This window comes from Providencia sp. PROV182 (genome assembly GCF_028480325.1).
GTDB classification, from domain to species: Bacteria; Pseudomonadota; Gammaproteobacteria; order Enterobacterales; family Enterobacteriaceae; genus Providencia; species Providencia hangzhouensis.
Map to the genome: position 1 here is coordinate 24,619 of NZ_JAMPOL010000024.1, position 18,598 is coordinate 43,216.

The 18,598-nt window shown below is 44.4% G+C and carries 18 protein-coding genes; 14 read left to right on the forward strand and 4 right to left on the reverse strand.

The window, feature by feature from the left end:
* Positions 1-70 precede the first annotated feature (70 nt).
* Positions 71-382: a monooxygenase gene (locus PR834_RS16655; RefSeq protein WP_094960835.1), complete on the forward strand. Its 312-nt coding sequence runs from the start codon at positions 71-73 to the stop codon at positions 380-382.
* A 34-nt stretch (positions 383-416) separates the two neighbouring features.
* On the opposite strand, the gene PR834_RS16660 is transcribed toward PR834_RS16655, so the two are convergent.
* Positions 417-1,226 carry a class I SAM-dependent methyltransferase gene (locus PR834_RS16660; protein ID WP_272536824.1) on the reverse strand — a complete coding sequence of 270 codons (810 nt, stop codon included), beginning with the start codon at positions 1,224-1,226 and terminating at the stop codon, positions 417-419.
* Positions 1,227-1,276: 50 nt separating this feature from the next.
* On the reverse strand, positions 1,277-3,340 hold the full coding sequence (gene paaZ, locus PR834_RS16665; protein ID WP_272536793.1) for a phenylacetic acid degradation bifunctional protein PaaZ: 2,064 nt from the start codon (positions 3,338-3,340) through the stop codon (positions 1,277-1,279).
* Positions 3,341-3,663: 323 nt separating this feature from the next.
* Between paaZ and paaA the strand changes: the two genes are divergently transcribed.
* The 13 genes from paaA (at position 3,664) to paaY (ending at position 15,175) form a co-directional block, all read left to right on the forward strand.
* Positions 3,664-4,602, forward strand: a complete 939-nt coding sequence (gene paaA, locus PR834_RS16670; RefSeq protein ID WP_094960837.1) for a 1,2-phenylacetyl-CoA epoxidase subunit PaaA — start codon at positions 3,664-3,666, stop codon at positions 4,600-4,602.
* Positions 4,603-4,633: 31 nt separating this feature from the next.
* On the forward strand, positions 4,634-4,921 hold the full coding sequence (gene paaB / locus PR834_RS16675) for a 1,2-phenylacetyl-CoA epoxidase subunit PaaB (protein ID WP_004262911.1): 288 nt from the start codon (positions 4,634-4,636) through the stop codon (positions 4,919-4,921).
* Positions 4,922-4,931: 10 nt separating this feature from the next.
* Entirely contained in the window at positions 4,932-5,690 is a 759-nt protein-coding gene (paaC, locus tag PR834_RS16680; RefSeq protein WP_272525043.1) for a 1,2-phenylacetyl-CoA epoxidase subunit PaaC, read from the forward strand.
* 4 nt (positions 5,691-5,694) lie between these two features.
* Complete coding sequence (paaD, locus tag PR834_RS16685) at positions 5,695-6,204, forward strand: 1,2-phenylacetyl-CoA epoxidase subunit PaaD (RefSeq protein WP_094960839.1); 510 nt, start codon at positions 5,695-5,697, stop codon at positions 6,202-6,204.
* Between the two features lie 10 nt (positions 6,205-6,214).
* A complete protein-coding gene (gene paaE, locus PR834_RS16690; RefSeq protein ID WP_112307988.1) occupies positions 6,215-7,273 on the forward strand; it encodes a 1,2-phenylacetyl-CoA epoxidase subunit PaaE in 1,059 nt (352 codons plus the stop codon).
* A gap of 8 nt (positions 7,274-7,281) precedes the next feature.
* Complete coding sequence (gene paaF, locus PR834_RS16695) at positions 7,282-8,055, forward strand: 2,3-dehydroadipyl-CoA hydratase PaaF (protein ID WP_140171962.1); 774 nt, start codon at positions 7,282-7,284, stop codon at positions 8,053-8,055.
* A 2-nt stretch (positions 8,056-8,057) separates the two neighbouring features.
* On the forward strand, positions 8,058-8,852 hold the full coding sequence (gene paaG / locus PR834_RS16700; protein WP_136134118.1) for a 2-(1,2-epoxy-1,2-dihydrophenyl)acetyl-CoA isomerase PaaG: 795 nt from the start codon (positions 8,058-8,060) through the stop codon (positions 8,850-8,852).
* 2 nt (positions 8,853-8,854) lie between these two features.
* Entirely contained in the window at positions 8,855-10,405 is a 1,551-nt protein-coding gene (locus tag PR834_RS16705; protein ID WP_196724734.1) for a 3-hydroxyacyl-CoA dehydrogenase, read from the forward strand.
* The gene (gene paaI, locus PR834_RS16710; protein WP_004262926.1) at positions 10,402-10,842 is read left to right on the forward strand and encodes a hydroxyphenylacetyl-CoA thioesterase PaaI; all 441 of its coding nucleotides are present in this window, start codon (positions 10,402-10,404) and stop codon (positions 10,840-10,842) included. Before PR834_RS16705 ends, paaI begins: the two co-directional genes overlap by 4 nt.
* On the forward strand, positions 10,839-12,041 hold the full coding sequence (pcaF, locus tag PR834_RS16715) for a 3-oxoadipyl-CoA thiolase (RefSeq protein ID WP_196724733.1): 1,203 nt from the start codon (positions 10,839-10,841) through the stop codon (positions 12,039-12,041). Before paaI ends, pcaF begins: the two co-directional genes overlap by 4 nt.
* A gap of 118 nt (positions 12,042-12,159) precedes the next feature.
* Positions 12,160-13,470, forward strand: a complete 1,311-nt coding sequence (gene paaK, locus PR834_RS16720; protein WP_094960845.1) for a phenylacetate--CoA ligase PaaK — start codon at positions 12,160-12,162, stop codon at positions 13,468-13,470.
* A gap of 151 nt (positions 13,471-13,621) precedes the next feature.
* Positions 13,622-14,560, forward strand: a complete 939-nt coding sequence (gene paaX / locus PR834_RS16725) for a phenylacetic acid degradation operon negative regulatory protein PaaX (RefSeq protein ID WP_004262932.1) — start codon at positions 13,622-13,624, stop codon at positions 14,558-14,560.
* Positions 14,561-14,581: 21 nt separating this feature from the next.
* A complete protein-coding gene (gene paaY, locus PR834_RS16730; protein ID WP_004262936.1) occupies positions 14,582-15,175 on the forward strand; it encodes a phenylacetic acid degradation protein PaaY in 594 nt (197 codons plus the stop codon).
* Positions 15,176-15,212: 37 nt separating this feature from the next.
* Here the strand turns inward: paaY and PR834_RS16735 are convergent, their stop codons facing one another.
* Positions 15,213-16,736, reverse strand: a complete 1,524-nt coding sequence (locus PR834_RS16735; RefSeq protein ID WP_094960846.1) for a DHA2 family efflux MFS transporter permease subunit — start codon at positions 16,734-16,736, stop codon at positions 15,213-15,215.
* Positions 16,737-16,752: 16 nt separating this feature from the next.
* Positions 16,753-17,925 (reverse strand): multidrug efflux MFS transporter periplasmic adaptor subunit EmrA, encoded by a 1,173-nt coding sequence (gene emrA / locus PR834_RS16740; RefSeq protein WP_004262941.1) that lies wholly within the window; start codon positions 17,923-17,925, stop codon positions 16,753-16,755.
* Positions 17,926-18,598 lie beyond the last annotated feature (673 nt).

Below are 18,598 nucleotides of genomic sequence, written 5' to 3' on the forward strand. Positions count from 1 at the left end.
AATACGATAAATAGCAAAGTTATTATTTGCTTTAAGAACTACTATAACGCTTCAATCATAAGGAGCAGATATGAGCGTTATTTTACAAGTTGATTTTCCGTATCAGGGGCCATGGGGTGATGAAATGGCATCCGCAATGAATGATTTGGCGGAATCAATTAACCAAGAGCCGGGCTTTATTTGGAAGATTTGGACTGAAAACCAACAAACACAAATGGCAGGTGGTGTGTATTTGTTTGCTTCAGAAGCTGATGCACAAGCTTACCTCACCAAACACAGCGCACGATTAAAATCCTTTGGTGTTCCTGATGTTCGCGGTGAGATTTTTGCGGTAAATAACGCGCTTAGCCAATTAAACCAAGCGCAGTTTTTAGCGCAATAATTTTTAACGCAATAATTTTTAGCGCAATAAATAGCTATTGCCACTGAAATTCAAACAACATCACATCTGAGGTAAATGAGCCATCTGCTTGTACTGCAAAGTGGCTTTTTACCTCATCACTTAATGTTCCTTGGTAGTGGCGGATAGCCTCAACGAGTGCCTTTGGTGTACGCATCCGTTCGACCCAACTGGTAAATTCCAGCGCTAAACGGAAACTTTGTACTCGTTGGACAAATAGCCCTGCATTATTAAACATACCAGACCATTCTCCAGCGGAATAATCACGAATGTGTGAAGTATCCCGAAGCACTTCGACAGTTTGTAAGTAAATATCCAATAATGGATGCCCCGGTGATACCACATCAATAAAGATGCCTTTTCCACCCGCTTTGAGCACTCGGCGCACCTCACGTAGTGCTTGTTCCACATCGTGCCAATGGTGTGCTGAATAACGGCTAATCACTCGGTCAAAACAATTGTCATCAAACGGTAGAGACTCCGCAGTCCCTTTGCAGGTAGTGATATTGTTTAATTCACGTTCTTGTGCATTTTTAGCCACAACATTGAGCATTGAGTCCGATAAATCATAAGCCGTCACTGACTTTACCAACGGCGCTGCATGGAAACTGGCGTGCCCTGCTCCACAGCCAAGGTCAAGCACGTCCTCGCCCTGACAGCCTTGTAGCAATTGTTGCAAAACAAGTAAGTCCTCACCTTGTGCATGAACTTGGCTGGTTAAATACGAGTTTGCTTGCTGGTCAAATTGTTGATAAACCGCTTGGTGGTGCGTTTTCATCTTTGTTTCCCTACATTCAGTTGCTAGTAACTCATCACAACAGAAAATGATTGAAAATGCACCTATTAGCTCAATAATTAATTCATATCGTATAATGACTAATGAAAATCACCTACACGACGCTCCACCAGCGTTAAAATACTGTACAACGCCACAACGGTATCATCCTGATTAAACACTTGCACATCCCATTCAACAACACCATTGGGTTTATCTTCAGCAAGTTTTTGCGTTTTTTTGATCTTTTTCTTGCACGTTAGGCGAACTTGTATGGTGTCTCCGATTTTCACCGGTTCAATAAAACGCAAGCTTTCCATGCCATAATTGGCGATTACGGGCCCAACACCTGCATCGACAAATAACCCTGCAGCGGCTGAAACGACAAAATAGCCGTGCGCAATTCGTTCACCAAATAACGACTGTGCTGCGCCAATTTTATCGACGTGAACATAAAAATTATCACCGCTGAGACAAGCAAAATTAGCAATATCGGCCTCTGTAACGGTACGCCTTGCAGTCAGTAATGTGTCGCCAATCGCTAAGTCTTCAAAATGTTTACGGAATGGATGAACCACATCAGCGATAGTGTCTGCCCCGCGAATCCATTGCTTGGTAATGGCTGTTAGCATCGAAGGGCTGCCTTGGATGGCAGTACGCTGCATATAGTGTTTGACTGCTCTCAACCCACCAAGCTCCTCACCACCACCTGCACGACCTGGGCCGCCGTGTACCAGTAACGGAAGCGGAGAACCGTGGCCTGTAGACTCCGCGGCGGATGCTTCGTTTAAAATTAGCATCCGCCCATGTGCCCGCGCACTCGCACGAATGACCGTTTGCGCGACTTGTGCATCAGCAGTGACTAACGTCCCCGCAAGGCTACCTCCACCTAAAATCGCCAACTGCACTGCCTGTTCGATATTGTCATAGTTCATTAATGTGGCGACAGGGCCAAAAGCTTCAATTTCATGTACCGCAGTCGAATTAAAAGGCTCTGCACAATACAACAACGTTGGTGGATAGAAAGCCCCGTACTGGCTATCTGCTCCAATAACATCCAGCTTTTCGAATTGCCCACCACATAGGACTTCACAGCCATGGTCACGTAAATAATTCACCTTTTCTTGTACGTCTTGGCGCTGTTCTAAGTTAATCAATGCGCCCATTCTAACCCCTTCCACCGCAGGATCGCCCACTGTTGTGGCAGATAAACGTTTCAATAATGCCTGCTTCACATTTTCGAGCTGGTTTTTCGGCACAATAATGCGACGAATCGCGGTACACTTCTGTCCCGCTTTCGCTGTCATTTCACGAACGACTTCTTTAATAAATAAAGCAAATTCAGGCTGTTCTGGCTGGACGTCATCACCTAAAATTGCACAATTCAGTGAATCCGCTTCCATTGTAAAAGGCACTGATTTGGCAATGATACATGGATGCGATTTTAGTTTTTGCCCTGTACTAGCCGACCCTGTAAAAGTCACCACATCTTCAAAATCGAGGTGTTCAAACATATCGCCAACACCACCGCAAACCAGTTGAATTGCGCCATCAGGTACCAGGCCGCTATCCACCATTAACTTCACCATCGCCTGTGTTAACTGTGCTGAGGCGGTTGCTGGTTTGATAATAGCAGGCATGCCAGCAAGCCATGTTGGAGCCAGTTTTTCTAACATACCCCAGCACGGGAAGTTAAATGCATTAATGTGCAGGGCAACGCCACGGCGAGATGTTAAAATATGATGGCCAATAAATTGCCCTTGTTTTGATAACGGGATCATTTCATCTTCAGGCCAAATCGTGTCATCTGGTAGCTCACGGTTAGCGAGCCCCGAATAAGAAAACAATGTGGCAATTCCCCCTTCAATATCCACCCAGCTATCCGCTTTGGTTGCGCCAGTTTGTGCCGAAATCGCATATAACTGCGCTTTATGTTCCAATAGGTATTTTGCTAGGGCCTTAAGCATTTGCCCGCGTTGCTGGAATGTCATCGCTGACAATATTTCGCCCCCCACTTGGCGGCCATATTGCAAACTTTCTGCTAACGGCAACCCTTCAGTCGTCACCGTATATAAGGTTTCATTCGTTAGCGCATGGTGAATTTTTCGCCCTTCGCCCCCACCTTGTACCCATTTTCCCATAATGTAACTTGTTAAATGCTGCATATTCCTCTCCAGAAATAAAAAACATCAATTCAAATCAGATGACAAATATGTATCATAAAAATAATCATAGAAGCTAATTTAAATTTAACAAATTAAGAACAATTTTATATAAAATGCCTATTTTTATTAAAACCACACAAAAAACAACAAATATAACTCATTGTTTTTAATTTAATTTTACTTATTGATTGTGAAGTGCATCGCAAAACAAGGTTAATGAATATTGATCTTTATGTTAACAATTCCTAGCATTGATGTTAAATAAACATGATTCACTATTTTAATAAAAAATAACATTAACGAATCACTTAATGGAAAGATCAATGAGCGAGCATAATCAGGCTAACTTCGAAGCCAAAATCGAAGCAGATATTTCCATCGAGCCCAAGGACTGGATGCCCGATGCGTATCGGCAAAACCTTATCCGCCAAATTGGTCAGCATGCCCATTCAGAAGTCGTCGGCATGCTACCAGAAGCGAATTGGCTGACACGAGCACCGACACTCCGCCGTAAAGCGATTTTACTGGCCAAAATTCAAGATGAAGCAGGCCATGGTTTATACCTGTATAGCGCTGCCGAAACCCTTGGTTGCTCTCGTCAAGATATCTACCAAAAGCTACTTGATGAAAAAATGAAATATTCCTCCATTTTTAACTACCCGACATTAAGTTGGGCAGACGTAGGAGTGATTGGATGGCTTGTCGATGGAGCGGCAATTGTGAACCAAGTTGCATTATGCCGTGCCTCTTATGGCCCTTATGCACGAGCAATGGTGAAAATCTGTAAAGAAGAAAGTTTTCACCAACGCCAAGGTTATGAAGCTGTTATGGCACTTGCAGAAGGCACCGATGAGCAAAAAGCGATGCTGCAAGATGCGATAAACCGCTTTTGGTGGCCCGTTCTCACGATGTTCGGCCCCAATGATTCGGACTCCCCGCACAGCGCTCAAAGCATGGCTTGGAAAATCAAACGCTTCAGTAATGATGAGCTACGGCAAAAGTTTGTTGATAACACCGTTCCGCAAGTGGAAGCGTTAGGTATGACGATCCCTGACCCTGATCTGGTTTGGGATGAAGAACTTGGTCATTACCGCTTTGGTGAAATCGACTGGGAAGAGTTTTATCAAGTTATTAAAGGCAATGGCATTTGTAATCACGAGCGCCTTAGCGCTAAGCGCAAAGGGTGGGAAGACGGCGCATGGGTACGTGAAGGTGCAATGGCACATAGCCGCAAACAAAAATCCGTTAAAACGGCGGCTTAATCACTGACCATTTTACAAAAAGGAAAACACCATGAGCAATCAAGATTGGCCTTTATATGAAGTTTTTGTCCGTAGTAAGCAAGGGCTTGCGCATCGTCATGTCGGCAGTTTACATGCGGCTGATGACCAAATGGCACTGGAGAATGCCCGCGATGCATATACAAGGCGTAGCGAAGGCTGCTCAATTTGGGTAGTGAAGGCCGCACATTTAATTGCCTCACAGCCCGAAGATAAAAGCACCTTCTTCGACCCTGCGGATACCAAAGTCTATCGTCACCCAACCTTCTATACCATCCCTGATGGTATCAAAAACATGTAAGGAGCTTGCCATGAACCAACAAGAACAGCTCCACCATTACACATTACGACTTGGCGATACCCCCTTAATTTTAGCGCAGCGCCTGTGCGAATGGTGCGGCCATGCCCCTGAGCTCGAAATTGACCTTGCGTTATCCAATATCGGCTTAGATTTGCTAGGGCAAGCGCGTAACTTTTTGAACTATGCCGCGCAATTAAAAGGAACTGAGTGCGATGAAGACACCCTTGCTTTTTTGCGCGATGAACAAGAATTCAGCAATTTATTACTGGTTGAGCAACCCAACAATGGCTTTGATGACACTTTAGTGCGCCAATTTTTTATGGATGCTTATCATGTTCCATTATATGAAGCGCTAATTCATAGCCGTGATGAACAACTGTCTGCCATTGCTGAGAAATCCCTCAAAGAAGCCGTTTATCACTTGCGTTTTAGCCGTGGTTGGATGATCCGTTTAGGGGATGGCAGTGAAGAAAGTCATCAACGAATCCAACGTTCAGTCAATGAGTTATGGCGTTTTACTGGCGAACTTTTCCATGCTGATGACGTTGAAATCGCACTTAGCGAATTAGGCATCGCCGTTGACCCACGTTCTTTACAAGCCGCATGGTTAAACACCATTAACGAAACATTCACTGAAGCGACCCTCACTGTGCCGGAGAAAAAAGCGTATCGCTTAGGCGGCAAGCAAGGCAGCCATACTGAACATTTGGGCTTGTTATTAACACAATTGCAGTTTGTGCAACGCGCTTACCCGAACTGCCAGTGGTGATGCTATGGAACAGAGACTGCAACATTGCGAACTTCAATCGCCCCAGGTTCACCAGATCTGGCAACAGCTCCACCAAATACCCGATCCTGAACTACCCGCACTCTCTATTACTGATCTTGGCATGATCCGCAATGTGCTACCTGCGGCTCAGGGTTGGAAAGTTATTTTTACACCTACCTATTCAGGTTGCCCAGCAACTGAATTTTTACTCAATGAAATTAAAACTGTTCTAGGTAATGCGGGTTTTTCAAATATCGATATCGAAATTCTGTTAACCCCTGCGTGGACAACAGATTGGATGAACCAAGATGCAAAAAGACGCTTGCGTGAATTCGGTATCGCACCACCACAAGGTACGTCCTGCGAGCACCCAGAACACAAAGGTGCGGTTCGTTGCCCACGTTGTGACAGCGAGCAGACCGAAAAAATTAGTGAATTTGGTTCCACTGCATGCAAGGCATTGTATCGATGCACTGAATGCTTAGAACCGTTTGATTACTTTAAATGTATTTAGGGGCACCTATATGACTGTATTTCATCGTTTAAGTATTGCTGCCATTGAGCGTGACACCCCTGATGCTGTCGCCATTACTTTTAACGTACCCGATGCATTACGAGAGCAATATCATTACCGCCCGGGGCAACACCTCACATTAAAAGCCTCTATTAATGGTGAAAACCTACGTCGCTGTTATTCCATTTGCAGCTCACCGGATGAAAACACGCTAAAAATTGGGGTGAAAGCCATTTACGAGGGGCGTTTCTCTAATTTCGTTAACCAAGAGCTACAAGTTGGCGATAGCCTTGATGTGATGGTTCCGCAAGGGCAATTTGGCTATCAGCCAGAAGCAGATAACCACGCACACTACCTTGCCGTCGCTGCTGGCTCTGGGATCACACCATTGCTCTCCATTATTAAAGCCACATTACAAACTGAACCCAAAAGCAGTTTTGTGTTGATTTATGGTAATCGAAATAGCCGCTCAGTGATGTTTAAAGAAAGCATCGCAGACCTAAAAAACCGTTTTGCAACACGTTTCCAAGTTCTCTACTTATTCAGCCAAGAACAGCAAGATAGCGAACTACTCAGCGGCAGGATTAGCCAACAACAGCTCAGCGCCTTAAATAACACCTTATTAAATTTTAAACAATTTGATCGGGCGTTTATTTGTGGGCCCGACAGCATGATGGATGAGGTGCATGACACTTTAGTCGGCTATGGCATGCCAAAGGAATATGTTCACACCGAGCGTTTCAATACTTCAGGCGCTAAATTCAAACCCGCAACAGCTATGACTAGCGAAACACGTCAAGTCAGTATTCACCTTGATGGTAGAACGATGGATATCGCCATGGATAGCCAAGACGACAGTATTTTGGATGCCGCACTGCGCCAAGGTGCGGATTTGCCCTACGCCTGTAAAGGGGGCGTTTGCGCAACCTGCAAATGTAAATTGCGCTCTGGTGAAGTGGAAATGGGGGTCAATTACAGCCTCGAGCCCGACCAAATCGCTGCGGGGTACATTCTTAGCTGCCAAGCGTGGCCAAAAGGCGATGGTGTTGTTTTAGACTTTGACGTGTAGGAGCTGTAATGGAAAACCACTGGATTTTGTCACAACAACATAACCGCGTTTTGACACTCACGTTAAACCGCCCTGAAGTACGTAATGCCCTGAGCACCGCCTGCTTAGAGTTGCTCGTTCAGCACCTCGAACAAGCACAAATAAATGATGAGGTCGGTGCGATCGTAATCACCGGAAATCCACGTTTTTTCGCAGCCGGTGCCGACCTTAAAGAACTACAGCAACAAACCGTTGCGAATGCGATCACCGATAAACGCCCACAAGTTTGGCGCAGGTTATCCATGATATCAAAACCTATTATTACTGCTGCAAATGGTTATGCACTAGGGGCAGGTTTTGAATTATTACTCGCCAGCGACATCATCATTGCCGGTGAGTCCGCTCGCTTCGGCTTACCCGAAATTACTCTGGGTTTAATGCCAGGTGCGGGAGGAACGCAGCGTTTAATCCGCGCGGTGGGCAAATCCCTCGCCATGCAAATGGTACTAACGGGTGAACCAATCAGTGCAAAACACGCGTTGCAAGCAGGGTTAATCAGTGAGATTTGTGTGGATGAATTGGTGGTAGAACGCGCCCAAAAACTGGCAGAGCGCATCGCGATGCATGCACCTTTAGCCGTACAAGCCGCGAAAGCATCACTGGTGCATTCTCAAGAAAACCACCTTACTGAGGGGTTACAGCTTGAGCGCCAATATTTTGTGACTTTAGCGGGTACGAATGATCGACGTGAAGGGATCGAGGCATTCTTCGAAAAACGAAAACCCCAGTTTACAGGACAATAATCATGACCAATGAAGCAATGATCCTCACTACTTTAGAAAATGGGGTTCTCACCGTCACTCTCAACCGCCCCGATAGGCTGAATAGTTTTAACGATGAAATGCATCGTCAGCTCAGTGAAGCAATCAAAATAGCAGAACGCGATGAAACCGTACGCTGTTTAGTGATCACTGGCGCAGGCCGTGGATTTTGTGCCGGACAAGATCTGAATGATCGCAATGTGAGCGTAGGTAGTGAAGTTCCTGATCTCGGTTTCTCTGTTGAAACTTATTATAACCCCTTGATCCGTCGCCTAACCGCATTACCAAAACCAATTATTTGTGCGGTCAATGGTGTTGCAGCGGGTGCAGGCGCCGCCATTGCACTCGCTGGTGATATTGTCATTGCCGCAAAAAGTGCCAGTTTTATTCAATCTTTTTGCCGCCTTGGCTTGGTTCCTGACTCAGGGGGGAGTTGGTTTTTACCTCAATTAGTCGGCCATGCACGGGCAATGGGGATGGCATTATTAGGCGATAAAATAAGTGCGGAGCAAGCATTACAGTGGGGAATGATTTGGCAAGTCACTGAAAATGAAGAACTCACTAATACCACTCAACAGCTTGCGCAACACCTTGCGACCCAACCCACTTATGGCTTAGGGCTTATCAAAAAAGCCATTTATGCCGCGGCAACTAATACTCTTGATGAGCAACTCAACCTTGAGCGCGACTTACAGCGCCTTGGCGGGAGAAGTGAAGATTATCGCGAAGGAGTTAGTGCTTTTTTAAATAAACGTGAACCACAGTTTAAAGGAAGATAATCATGACCTTACCTTTGAATTTAGCCATCAATACCGTCGCCGTTATTGGCGCAGGCACTATGGGTATTGGTATTGCGCAAGTTGCCGCGAGCGCGGGTTTACGTGTCTTGTTGTTTGATGTTAACCAAGAGGTTTTACGTCACTCCCTTACCGAAATGACTCAACGGCTCAATAAGCGCGTGGAGCAAGGAAAAGCCCAAGCTGTAGCAACAAAAGAACTGCTTAACTGCATTAGCGTTGCGCAAAGTTTACCTGAGCTCTCAGAAGCACAATTGGTAATAGAAGCTGTTGCTGAAAAACTTGAGGTAAAGCAAACCATTTTCAGTGAACTTGAAGGCATTTGTAACGAAAAAACCATTTTTGCTAGTAATACTTCATCGTTATCAATTACCGCAATCGGTAGACAATTAACTCATCCAGAGCGTCTTGCAGGGTTACACTTTTTTAATCCTGCTCCCGTGATGAAATTGGTTGAAGTGATCCGCGGACTAGAAACATCAGATACGGTGATAAAACAGCTAAAAGAATTGACGCTATCATTTGGAAAAGTGCCTGTGATTTGCCGTTCCACCCCCGGTTTTATTGTCAACCGCGTAGCTCGGCCTTTTTACGCAGAAACAATGCGCGCCCTTGAAGAACAAATTGCGTCCCCTGCCACATTAGACAGCGCCATACGTGACGCCGGTGGTTTCGCTATGGGGCCATTACAACTAACAGATTTAATTGGTCATGATGTGAACTATGCGGTGACTGAATCGGTATTTCAGGCCTTTGGGTATGACCCACGCTTTCAAACCTCATTAATGCAATTGGAATTAGTCCAAGCGGGTCATTTAGGCCGTAAATCGAAGCAAGGATTTTATCATTATGATGATAATAAACCCCAGCCTTTACCTTTAGTCGCAGAAAAAATTCACCTTGACCAGCCTCTAAACATAAAAGCTCATGGCGATTGGCAGATATTTCCTGAGTTTGCGCAGCTTTTAACTGAAAATGGGATCTCTCTCGAAGGATTAACACAACATTCCGAACAATTCCCAACACTTATTGTTAATGACGTTATTATTATGTTAACGAATGGTGAATTGGCATCATCACATGCGCAAATACAAAAACAAGCGGTCGTACATTTTGATTTGTCAGCAAATTACCTTACAGCAAAAGCCATCACGATAAGCTGTGCAGCACAAAATAATACGCAGCAAAACCAACAAGCAATCGCATTTTTTCAATCATTAGGCAAACACGTGATTGTATTACCAGACTACCCTGCGCTGTTAACCATGAGAACGGTCGCGATGTTGTGCAATGAGGCGTTAGATATCGTCAATAAGGGAATAGCAACTGCGTTAGATACCGATAATGCCATGTGTTTTGGTGTGAATTACCCCAAAGGCCCACTCGCTTGGGGGATGCAACTTGGCTGGCAACGCGTGCTGTCCGTACTTGAAAATTTAGCAGAGTTTTATGGCGACAGCCGTTATCGGCCAAACCCACTTTTAAGGCAATTAGCAGCCGGTTATCAATCTTTATCTTTCAAGGAGCAACCATGATTTCACTGCCAAACGATACGCTGGCCCAGCAATCAGCTCACATTATGTACCGTGATGATGCATGTGCAAAAGCTATGGGTATGTCCATTGAAAAAGTCGAAGAAGGCTTTGCGCAATTGAAGATGCCTATCACAGCACAAATGCTTAATGGCCATAAAACCTGCCACGGCGGGCAATTATTTAGCCTTGCCGACACTGCATTTGCCTACGCCTGTAATAGCCAAGGGCATGCCGCTGTTGCCTCAATGTGTTCCATTGATTTTATTCGTCCCGGTTTTGAAGGTGACTTACTGACTGCCACTGCCACGATGAAACACCAAGGCAAACGTAACGGCTTATATGAAGTCGAGATAACTAACCAAGATGGCAAAACACTCGCTCTATTTCACGGTCGCTCTCATCGGTTAGGCCATCGTTTAACAGGAGAACAATCATGATAGATGCGTTTATTTGTGATGGTGTCCGCACCCCAATTGGCCGTTACGGTGGCGCTTTATCACCATTACGTCCTGATGACCTTGCCACAGTACCATTAAAAGCCTTAATGGAAAGGCACCCGCAACTCGATTGGTCATTAACTGACGACATCATTTTAGGTTGCGCAAACCAAGCAGGAGAAGACAACCGTAATGTAGCTCGCATGGCAGGACTGTTATCCGGGCTCCCTGTTTCAGTTTCTGGTACCACCATTAACCGCCTATGTGGTTCTGGGCTAGATGCCATTGCATTAGCGGCAAGAAGTATCAAATCTGGTGAGTCCGGGCTCATGATTGCCGGAGGCGTCGAGTCCATGAGCCGAGCGCCGTTTGTCATGGGCAAACAAGAATCTGCATTCTCACGCCAAGCGCAAGTATTTGATACCACTATTGGCTGGCGCTTTATCAACCCGCTGATGGAACAACAGTTTTCCACAGATTCGATGCCAGAAACTGCGGAAAATGTGGCTGAAACCTACCAAATTAGCCGTGAAGACCAAGATGCTTTTGCATTACGCAGTCAACAGCGTACTGAAACTGCCAAAGTTAACGGTATTTTTGCGCAAGAAATCATCCCTGTCACGGTTAAACAACGTAAAAATGAATACGTCGTCAGTGAAGACGAGCATCCAAGAGCAGAAACGACATTTGAACAATTACAAAAACTAAAAACCCCGTTTCGCGATAACGGGACTGTAACAGCAGGTAATGCTTCTGGTGTTAATGATGGAGCTGCCGCACTGATTATCGCATCCAACACTATTGCCAAGCAGCAAGGGCTAACACCACGGGCTCGTATCATCGCTACAGCCACTTGCGGCGTTGAGCCAAGATTGATGGGGATCGGTCCACTTCCTGCCTCGCAAAAAGTATTAAAAATGGCAGGGCTCACCATCGAACAAATGGATGTTATTGAACTAAACGAAGCCTTTGCCGCTCAAGCACTCGCCGTTTTAAGGGGGCTTGGTTTACCTGATGATGCCTCACACGTTAACCCTAACGGGGGAGCCATTTCGCTAGGCCATCCACTTGGAATGAGTGGAGCAAGGCTTGTTATTGCTGCGATTAATGAACTTCATCGGAAACAAGGTCGTTATGCGCTCTGCACTATGTGTATTGGTGTTGGGCAAGGCATAGCAATGATTATTGAACGAGTCTGAACAACGTCTTAATACAAATAAAAGCAGCCTGAAAACCCGACACCTGCTCAGGCAAATACCAGAAACGTCATTTATTCACGTGAACTGGTGACCATAATAATTATGAGGACAGGCAATTATGAGCAATATACAAGATAGCATCGACCCAATTGAATTTGCATCGCGGGATGAGATCGAGTCTTTACAGTACTCTAGAATGAAGTGGACACTCACTCACGCCTATGAAAACGTCCCCATGTATCGTAAAAAATTCGATGATGCGGGTGTACACCCTGACGATTTCAAACAACTGAGTGATATCGAAAAATTCCCTTACACGACCAAACAGGATTTACGTGAAAACTACCCATTTAGCACCTTTGCCGTGCCAATGGACCAAATCATCCGTATTCACGCCTCTTCGGGAACGACTGGCCGCCCAACGGTGGTGGGTTACACCCAACGAGATATCGATAACTGGGCTGACCTGATCGCACGTAGTTTACGTTCAGCAGGCACTGTCCGAGGCGATAAAGTCCATGTTGCTTACGGCTATGGTTTATTCACCGGAGGCCTAGGTGCCCACTATGGTGCGGAGCGCCTAGGAGCCGCAGTTATTCCTATGTCTGGTGGGCAAACTGAAAAACAAGCGCAACTAATCGCGGATTTCAAACCCGATGTGATCATGGTAACTCCATCGTACTGCTTAAGTATTATTGATGAACTTGAGAAAATCATGGGCGGAGATGCTAGTAAGTGCTCACTTAGATTAGGTGTCTTTGGCGCTGAACCTTGGACAGAATCTCTCAGAACAGAAATTGAAACCCGCCTTGGTATCAAAGCGTTAGACATTTACGGTTTATCTGAAGTCATGGGGCCTGGTGTCGCTATGGAGTGTGCAGACTCAGGAGAGAGTGGCCCAACTATCTGGGAAGACCATTTTTATCCCGAAATTATTTCCCCCAATACCTTAAAAACATTAGGAGCGGGTGAACATGGTGAGTTAGTGTTTACTACCCTGACAAAGGAAGCTATGCCTGTGATTCGTTACCGAACTCGCGACCTCACCCACCTTATGCAGGGGGTAAATCGTAATATGCGTCGAATTGGTAAAATCACCGGTCGTTCAGATGACATGATGATTATTCGCGGCGTAAATGTGTTCCCTTCTCAGATTGAAGAACAAATTATGCAGTTTAAGGAGCTTTCTCCCCACTATCAGTTAGAGATTGGTCGCCAAGGCAATATGGACAACTTATCTGTCCGTGTTGAGCTCAAACACCCTGAACAACTCACTTATGATGAACGCTGTAATATCTGCCACCATTTAAAGCACCGAATCAAATCCATGGTTGGCATTAGCACCCGTATTAGTATTGTAAATTGCGGCGATATCCCTCGTTCTCAAGGCAAAGCCGAACGAGTAATTGATACTAGAATTGCGATTTAATTCAAATTATTAAGGCATATTGGAGTGAACTACTCTGATATGCCTTAATCTCTGAGAAAGTGTTCAAAACAGGTAATGGAAGACAACCTTTAAATTTATGTCTACTATTCAGTAAGCCTTCTGATACATAAATTTTATAGATGAAATATAAATGGAAAATAAACTTAGCCAATTCATACAACATGCAATAGCAAGCCAGCCCATTAGTGGTACGTCTCTCATTAGCTCACTCTATGGTGATGCTTTGCACCATCGTGGTGGTGAAGTGTGGCTAGGAAGCTTAACTAAGCTGTTAGAACCGATGGGCTTTACTGACCGCTTTGTTCGAACCTCCGTTTTCCGTTTACAAAAAGAAGGTTGGCTCGATGTAGAAAAAATCGGCCGTCGCAGCTATTACCGCATTTCTGAGCGCGGACAAAGTCGATTTCGCCGTGCAGAAAATAAAATTTACCTCGCAGGGCAGCCTGATTGGGATGGAAAGTGGGACTTACTACTCCTCGAAGCGGCTGATAAAGACGAAAAAATTAGGCTAAAAAAGGAACTGAGTTGGCTCGGTTTCGGGCAATTTAACACGTCACTCATGGCGGCACCAAGCTGTGCACAAAGTGATGTACCGACATTACTCAATGAACTCAATGCCACGGAAAATGCCATTTATTTTCATGCCGATTACCCCTATAGCCGCTCAGAAAAAAACCTCAAAGAACTGGTTTCACACGCTTGGTCTTTGCAAGAAATTTCAGAGCATTACCATCAGTTTATTTCCTTATTTAGGCCACTTGCACTACTCCTTAAAGAAAATACTGACGCACAGATTTCCCCTGAACACTGCTTTCAGCTACGTTTGTTACTGATCCACTTCTACCGACGTGTCACGCTTAAAGACCCGTTATTACCTGATGAACTCCTTCCTACACAATGGGAAGGCCATATTGCTCGCCATCTTTGCACCAATATTTATCAACGCATTGATCAAGCGGCAACCCAATATGTTTCTGAACAGTGCGAAACGACGGTTGGCGAACTGCCTCAGCCATCCAGCGCTTATTATCGCCGCTTTGGTGGAGTACTCAGAGATATAGCCGCCTAAATACACATTACAGGAGCCTGTATGCCTTTTTATCAAATCGATGGTATTACGCCCGTCGTAAGCCCTGAAAGTTTTGTGCACCCTACTGCTGTGGTGATTGGTGATGTTATTATTGGCAAAAATGTCTATATTGGCCCAAACGCCAGCTTACGTGGGGACTTTGGTCGCTTGATCATTAAAGATGGTGCCAATGTGCAAGATAATTGTGTCATGCACGGTTTCCCGCAATATGAAACGATCGTCGAGGAAAATGGGCACATTGGTCATGGGGCAATTTTGCATGGCTGCCATATCAAACGTAATGCGCTAGTCGGGATGAATAGTGTAATTATGGATGGAGCCGTAATTGGCGAAAATTCCATAGTGGGCGCATGCGCATTCGTCAAAGCTGAAGCTATCTTTCCAGAAAATAGTTTAATTGTCGGCACTCCAGCCAAAGTCTTGCGCGCTTTATCAGACAAAGAAATTGCCTGGAAAACCAGCGGAACTAAAGATTATCAAAACTTAGTCACACGCTGCTTAAACACCTTTAAAGAAGTCGAACCACTCAAAGAAATCGAAACGAACCGACCCACTCTAAGTTTCGAGAATGTGATCCCTAAATCCCAGTTATAAGCTAGATGGGGCTAAAATACGTAGCCCCATCCATTAATTATTTCGCATTACTGCCAAATGGTGGCTTAGCAAACCAAACGGTAATAATCAGCGCAATAAATACCCAACCGCATAACCAGAAAATCTCATTTGCAGCAATAATTAACCCTTGGCTAGTAATTTGCTGGGCAATAAAACCGGAAGTCTGTTCGGTACTCAGCCCATGAGCGGCCATTTCTTGATACATCCCTAAAGATTCAGGATTGTAATCGGTAATAAATTCCGTTAATTGGCTATGATGCACGGCTTCTCTATCACTCCACAGCGTTGTGGTAATGGAAGTCCCTATTGAACCCGCTAAGGTACGGAAGAAGTTAGCTAAACTCGACGCGGAAGCGAGTTTTTCCGGCGGTAAACCTGAAAGTGTCAATGTAGTCAGTGGCATAAAGAAACAAGCCACTGCCATCCCTTGTACCAATTGCGGCCAAACCACAGCAGAAAAGCCCATACTAGGTTCAAAAGTATATGCACGCCAGAAGAAGCAAATTGCATAGAATACAAAGCTAAAGGTCACTATCCAGCGAATATCGAGAAAATCAGATAATTTTGCCACTGGAGCCGAGAACAACACAGGCAATAAGCCAATGGGCGCCAATGCGAGCCCTGCCCATGTTGCCGTATAGCCATAAACTTCCTGTAAAAGTTGCGGCAACAAGACAATAGCACCGAAATAGGCCATATATGCCAAGCTGACAGAAATCGTTCCGATGGTAAAATTGCGCGATTTAAATAACGATAATTCGACAATTGGGTTTTTATCTGTGAGTTCCCAAATAACGAGGAATACCAACGCAATCGCTGAAACAACGGCTAAGATAACAATTTCATTAGACGCCAACCATCCCAGTTCCTTACCTTTGTCGAGCAGAACTTGTAAGCAACCAACTCCCACAGAAAGTAGTGCCAAACCAATCACATTGAATGGCACTTTCACAACCGTCGACTCCATCCCTTTTAGGATAATTGAGCCGACAATAATGACGAAAATGCCTAAAGGCACATTCATAAAGAATATCCAGCCCCAATGGAAATTATCACTAATATAACCACCAAAAATAGGACCGAATACTGGGGCTAAAATAATCGTCATCGACCAAAATGCTAACGCCATATTTTGCATTTTTGGCGGATAGCAACGCATGATAAGACTTTGCGAAAGCGGGATCACTGGCCCGGCGACGGCCCCTTGCAATACGCGGTATAAAATCAGCATACCAAGGCTATCGGAAAACCCACAAAGTAATGAAAATAATGTGAAAAGTGCCGTTGCCCATAAGAAAACACGGATTTCACCAAAACGCTTCGCTAAGTAACCAGAAATGGCAATTGAAATCGCATTCGATACGCCGAAAGAGGTAATCACCCATGTCCCTTGAGACATAGAAACCCCAAGGTCACCGGCAATAGTCGGGATAGCCACGTTAGCAATCGTGGAATCAAGCACCTGCATGAAGGTCGCAAGGGACAACGCAATGGTTGCCCATACCAGTTTTGCACCCTTAAGTGGTTGAATATCTGCCACAACGGCTCCTTTCAAGCTAGTCTGCGTTATCGCTGATAATGGTGTCGATGATGTGGTCGACATCACTTAAGTTTAAGACCAACACATCACTTTCAAATGCTGGTGCTGTACGCTGGACTTCCGCTAAAACAGGGCCATTCTGGTCTTTAATATCTATGGTGACATTCATGGATAACCCAATGCGTAATGGGTGCTTCGCCACCTGCTCAGGGTCTAATTCAACGCGTACAGGCAAGCGCTGTACGACTTTAATCCAGTTCCCTGTCGCGTTTTGGGCGGGTAATAATGAGAAAGCACTGCCGGTTCCCATATCAAGCCCGACAACGGTACCGTTATAAACGATATCATCTCCGTAAAAATCACTGTTAATCGTCACGGGTTGCCCAATACGGACTTTTTCCAGTTGGGTTTCTTTGAAGTTTGCATCTACCCAAACAGGCTGGACAGGCACAATGGCCATTAAAGAGCTCTGTGGACTGACTTGAGAACCAACTTGAACATTACGCCGTGAAACATACCCCGTCATCGGGCTTTTAATTTCAGTACGTTGTAAGTTTATCCACGCACTGCGTACGCTATCAGCCGCTTGCTGAATTGCTGGTTGTTTTTTGAGCTCTGTATTACGCAACAATGCACGATTGGCATTGTATTGTTGAATAGAAATATCCAGAGCTGCCTGAGCAAGTTGCACCGCTTCTTGGGAGTGCTGTAGGTCTTCCTTCGAAATGGTACCGCTGCGGCCTAAAGCCACACGACGTTGATAATCTTTTTGCGCTTGCGCAAGTGTCACCCGGTTTTTTTGAATTTGCGCTTGATACTCATCACCATTGATATAGAGCTCTTTGGTTTTGCGCACGGTTGTTGCTAAATCATGTTTGGCTTGTTCGAATGCTAAGCGGGCGTTAGTTTTATCTAATACAACGAGTACATCACCCGCCTTTACCAAGTCGGTGTTTTCAAAGTTAACTTGAGTAACATTACCCGTTGTTTGCGCAACTATCGGGATTTGCAAGCCAGATACATAGGCATCATCGGTATATTCTTGAAAGCGTAAAACTAAAAACCAATAAGCACCGTAGGCTACAAATAATAGAATGATAATTATTGTGGCTATCACCATCCATATTGTTCTGCGTTTTTCATTCGTCGTTTTTTGATTATGTGTTTCTGAATGGGTATCTTGACTCATAATAACTCTCAAGTTCTGAAATCAATATTAATTCTTCCTATATATTTACGAACTATATGTAATAAAGCAATAGCTAATAATTTACAATCAAATTAATCCCAACAAAAAACCATTAATTCATTGATATAAAACAACTAATTAAAAGCAAATCAAATCAAGCATTAAATTGATGTTTATTATCAATTTAATCAAAATCATTCTTAATTAGATTGAAAGTGAAAATTAAAAATATATTAAATAATATTTACTCGTAATAAAAATCAATCACTCAATTATCGACATTCTTTTTTAGATGTGACGCCCCTATTTATTAGGCTATATTTATGATTTCTTAACTTGGAGTTTTCATTTTTGGTCACGGGCTGCCGCTTGCTTTTTAATACCACTGATTGTCTCGATTTTCATTTTTGTCCTCATCAATACAACATTAATAAACTCAATACGGTGCTTAACAGAGTAACGAAGTACGTTGGTAATTGCTGGCCTTTCGGGCAGCTTTTATCTCTTTACCAGTACTTAATATTATTCATTGGGTTAACGAGGATATCCCAAAGGATACGGGCTAATTTTGAATGTATGTTTCATATAACTCAAATTTTTTTAGTGAACGTTGGCACTAGAGTAGATTTACACACCGATAAACACCATAAACCAAAGTTAAGCCTTAATTTTT

Coding starts and splice junctions, on each gene's coding strand:
- PR834_RS16655 (WP_094960835.1), top strand. CDS start 71: ATGAGCGTTATTTTACAAGTTGATTTTCCGTATCAGGGGCCATGGGGT.
- paaZ (WP_272536793.1), bottom strand. CDS start 3,340: ATGCAGCATTTAACAAGTTACATTATGGGAAAATGGGTACAAGGTGGG.
- paaA (WP_094960837.1), top strand. CDS start 3,664: ATGAGCGAGCATAATCAGGCTAACTTCGAAGCCAAAATCGAAGCAGAT.
- paaB (WP_004262911.1), top strand. CDS start 4,634: ATGAGCAATCAAGATTGGCCTTTATATGAAGTTTTTGTCCGTAGTAAG.
- paaC (WP_272525043.1), top strand. CDS start 4,932: ATGAACCAACAAGAACAGCTCCACCATTACACATTACGACTTGGCGAT.
- paaD (WP_094960839.1), top strand. CDS start 5,695: ATGGAACAGAGACTGCAACATTGCGAACTTCAATCGCCCCAGGTTCAC.
- paaE (WP_112307988.1), top strand. CDS start 6,215: ATGACTGTATTTCATCGTTTAAGTATTGCTGCCATTGAGCGTGACACC.
- paaF (WP_140171962.1), top strand. CDS start 7,282: ATGGAAAACCACTGGATTTTGTCACAACAACATAACCGCGTTTTGACA.
- paaG (WP_136134118.1), top strand. CDS start 8,058: ATGACCAATGAAGCAATGATCCTCACTACTTTAGAAAATGGGGTTCTC.
- PR834_RS16705 (WP_196724734.1), top strand. CDS start 8,855: ATGACCTTACCTTTGAATTTAGCCATCAATACCGTCGCCGTTATTGGC.
- paaI (WP_004262926.1), top strand. CDS start 10,402: ATGATTTCACTGCCAAACGATACGCTGGCCCAGCAATCAGCTCACATT.
- pcaF (WP_196724733.1), top strand. CDS start 10,839: ATGATAGATGCGTTTATTTGTGATGGTGTCCGCACCCCAATTGGCCGT.
- paaK (WP_094960845.1), top strand. CDS start 12,160: ATGAGCAATATACAAGATAGCATCGACCCAATTGAATTTGCATCGCGG.
- paaX (WP_004262932.1), top strand. CDS start 13,622: ATGGAAAATAAACTTAGCCAATTCATACAACATGCAATAGCAAGCCAG.
- paaY (WP_004262936.1), top strand. CDS start 14,582: ATGCCTTTTTATCAAATCGATGGTATTACGCCCGTCGTAAGCCCTGAA.
- emrA (WP_004262941.1), bottom strand. CDS start 17,925: ATGAGTCAAGATACCCATTCAGAAACACATAATCAAAAAACGACGAAT.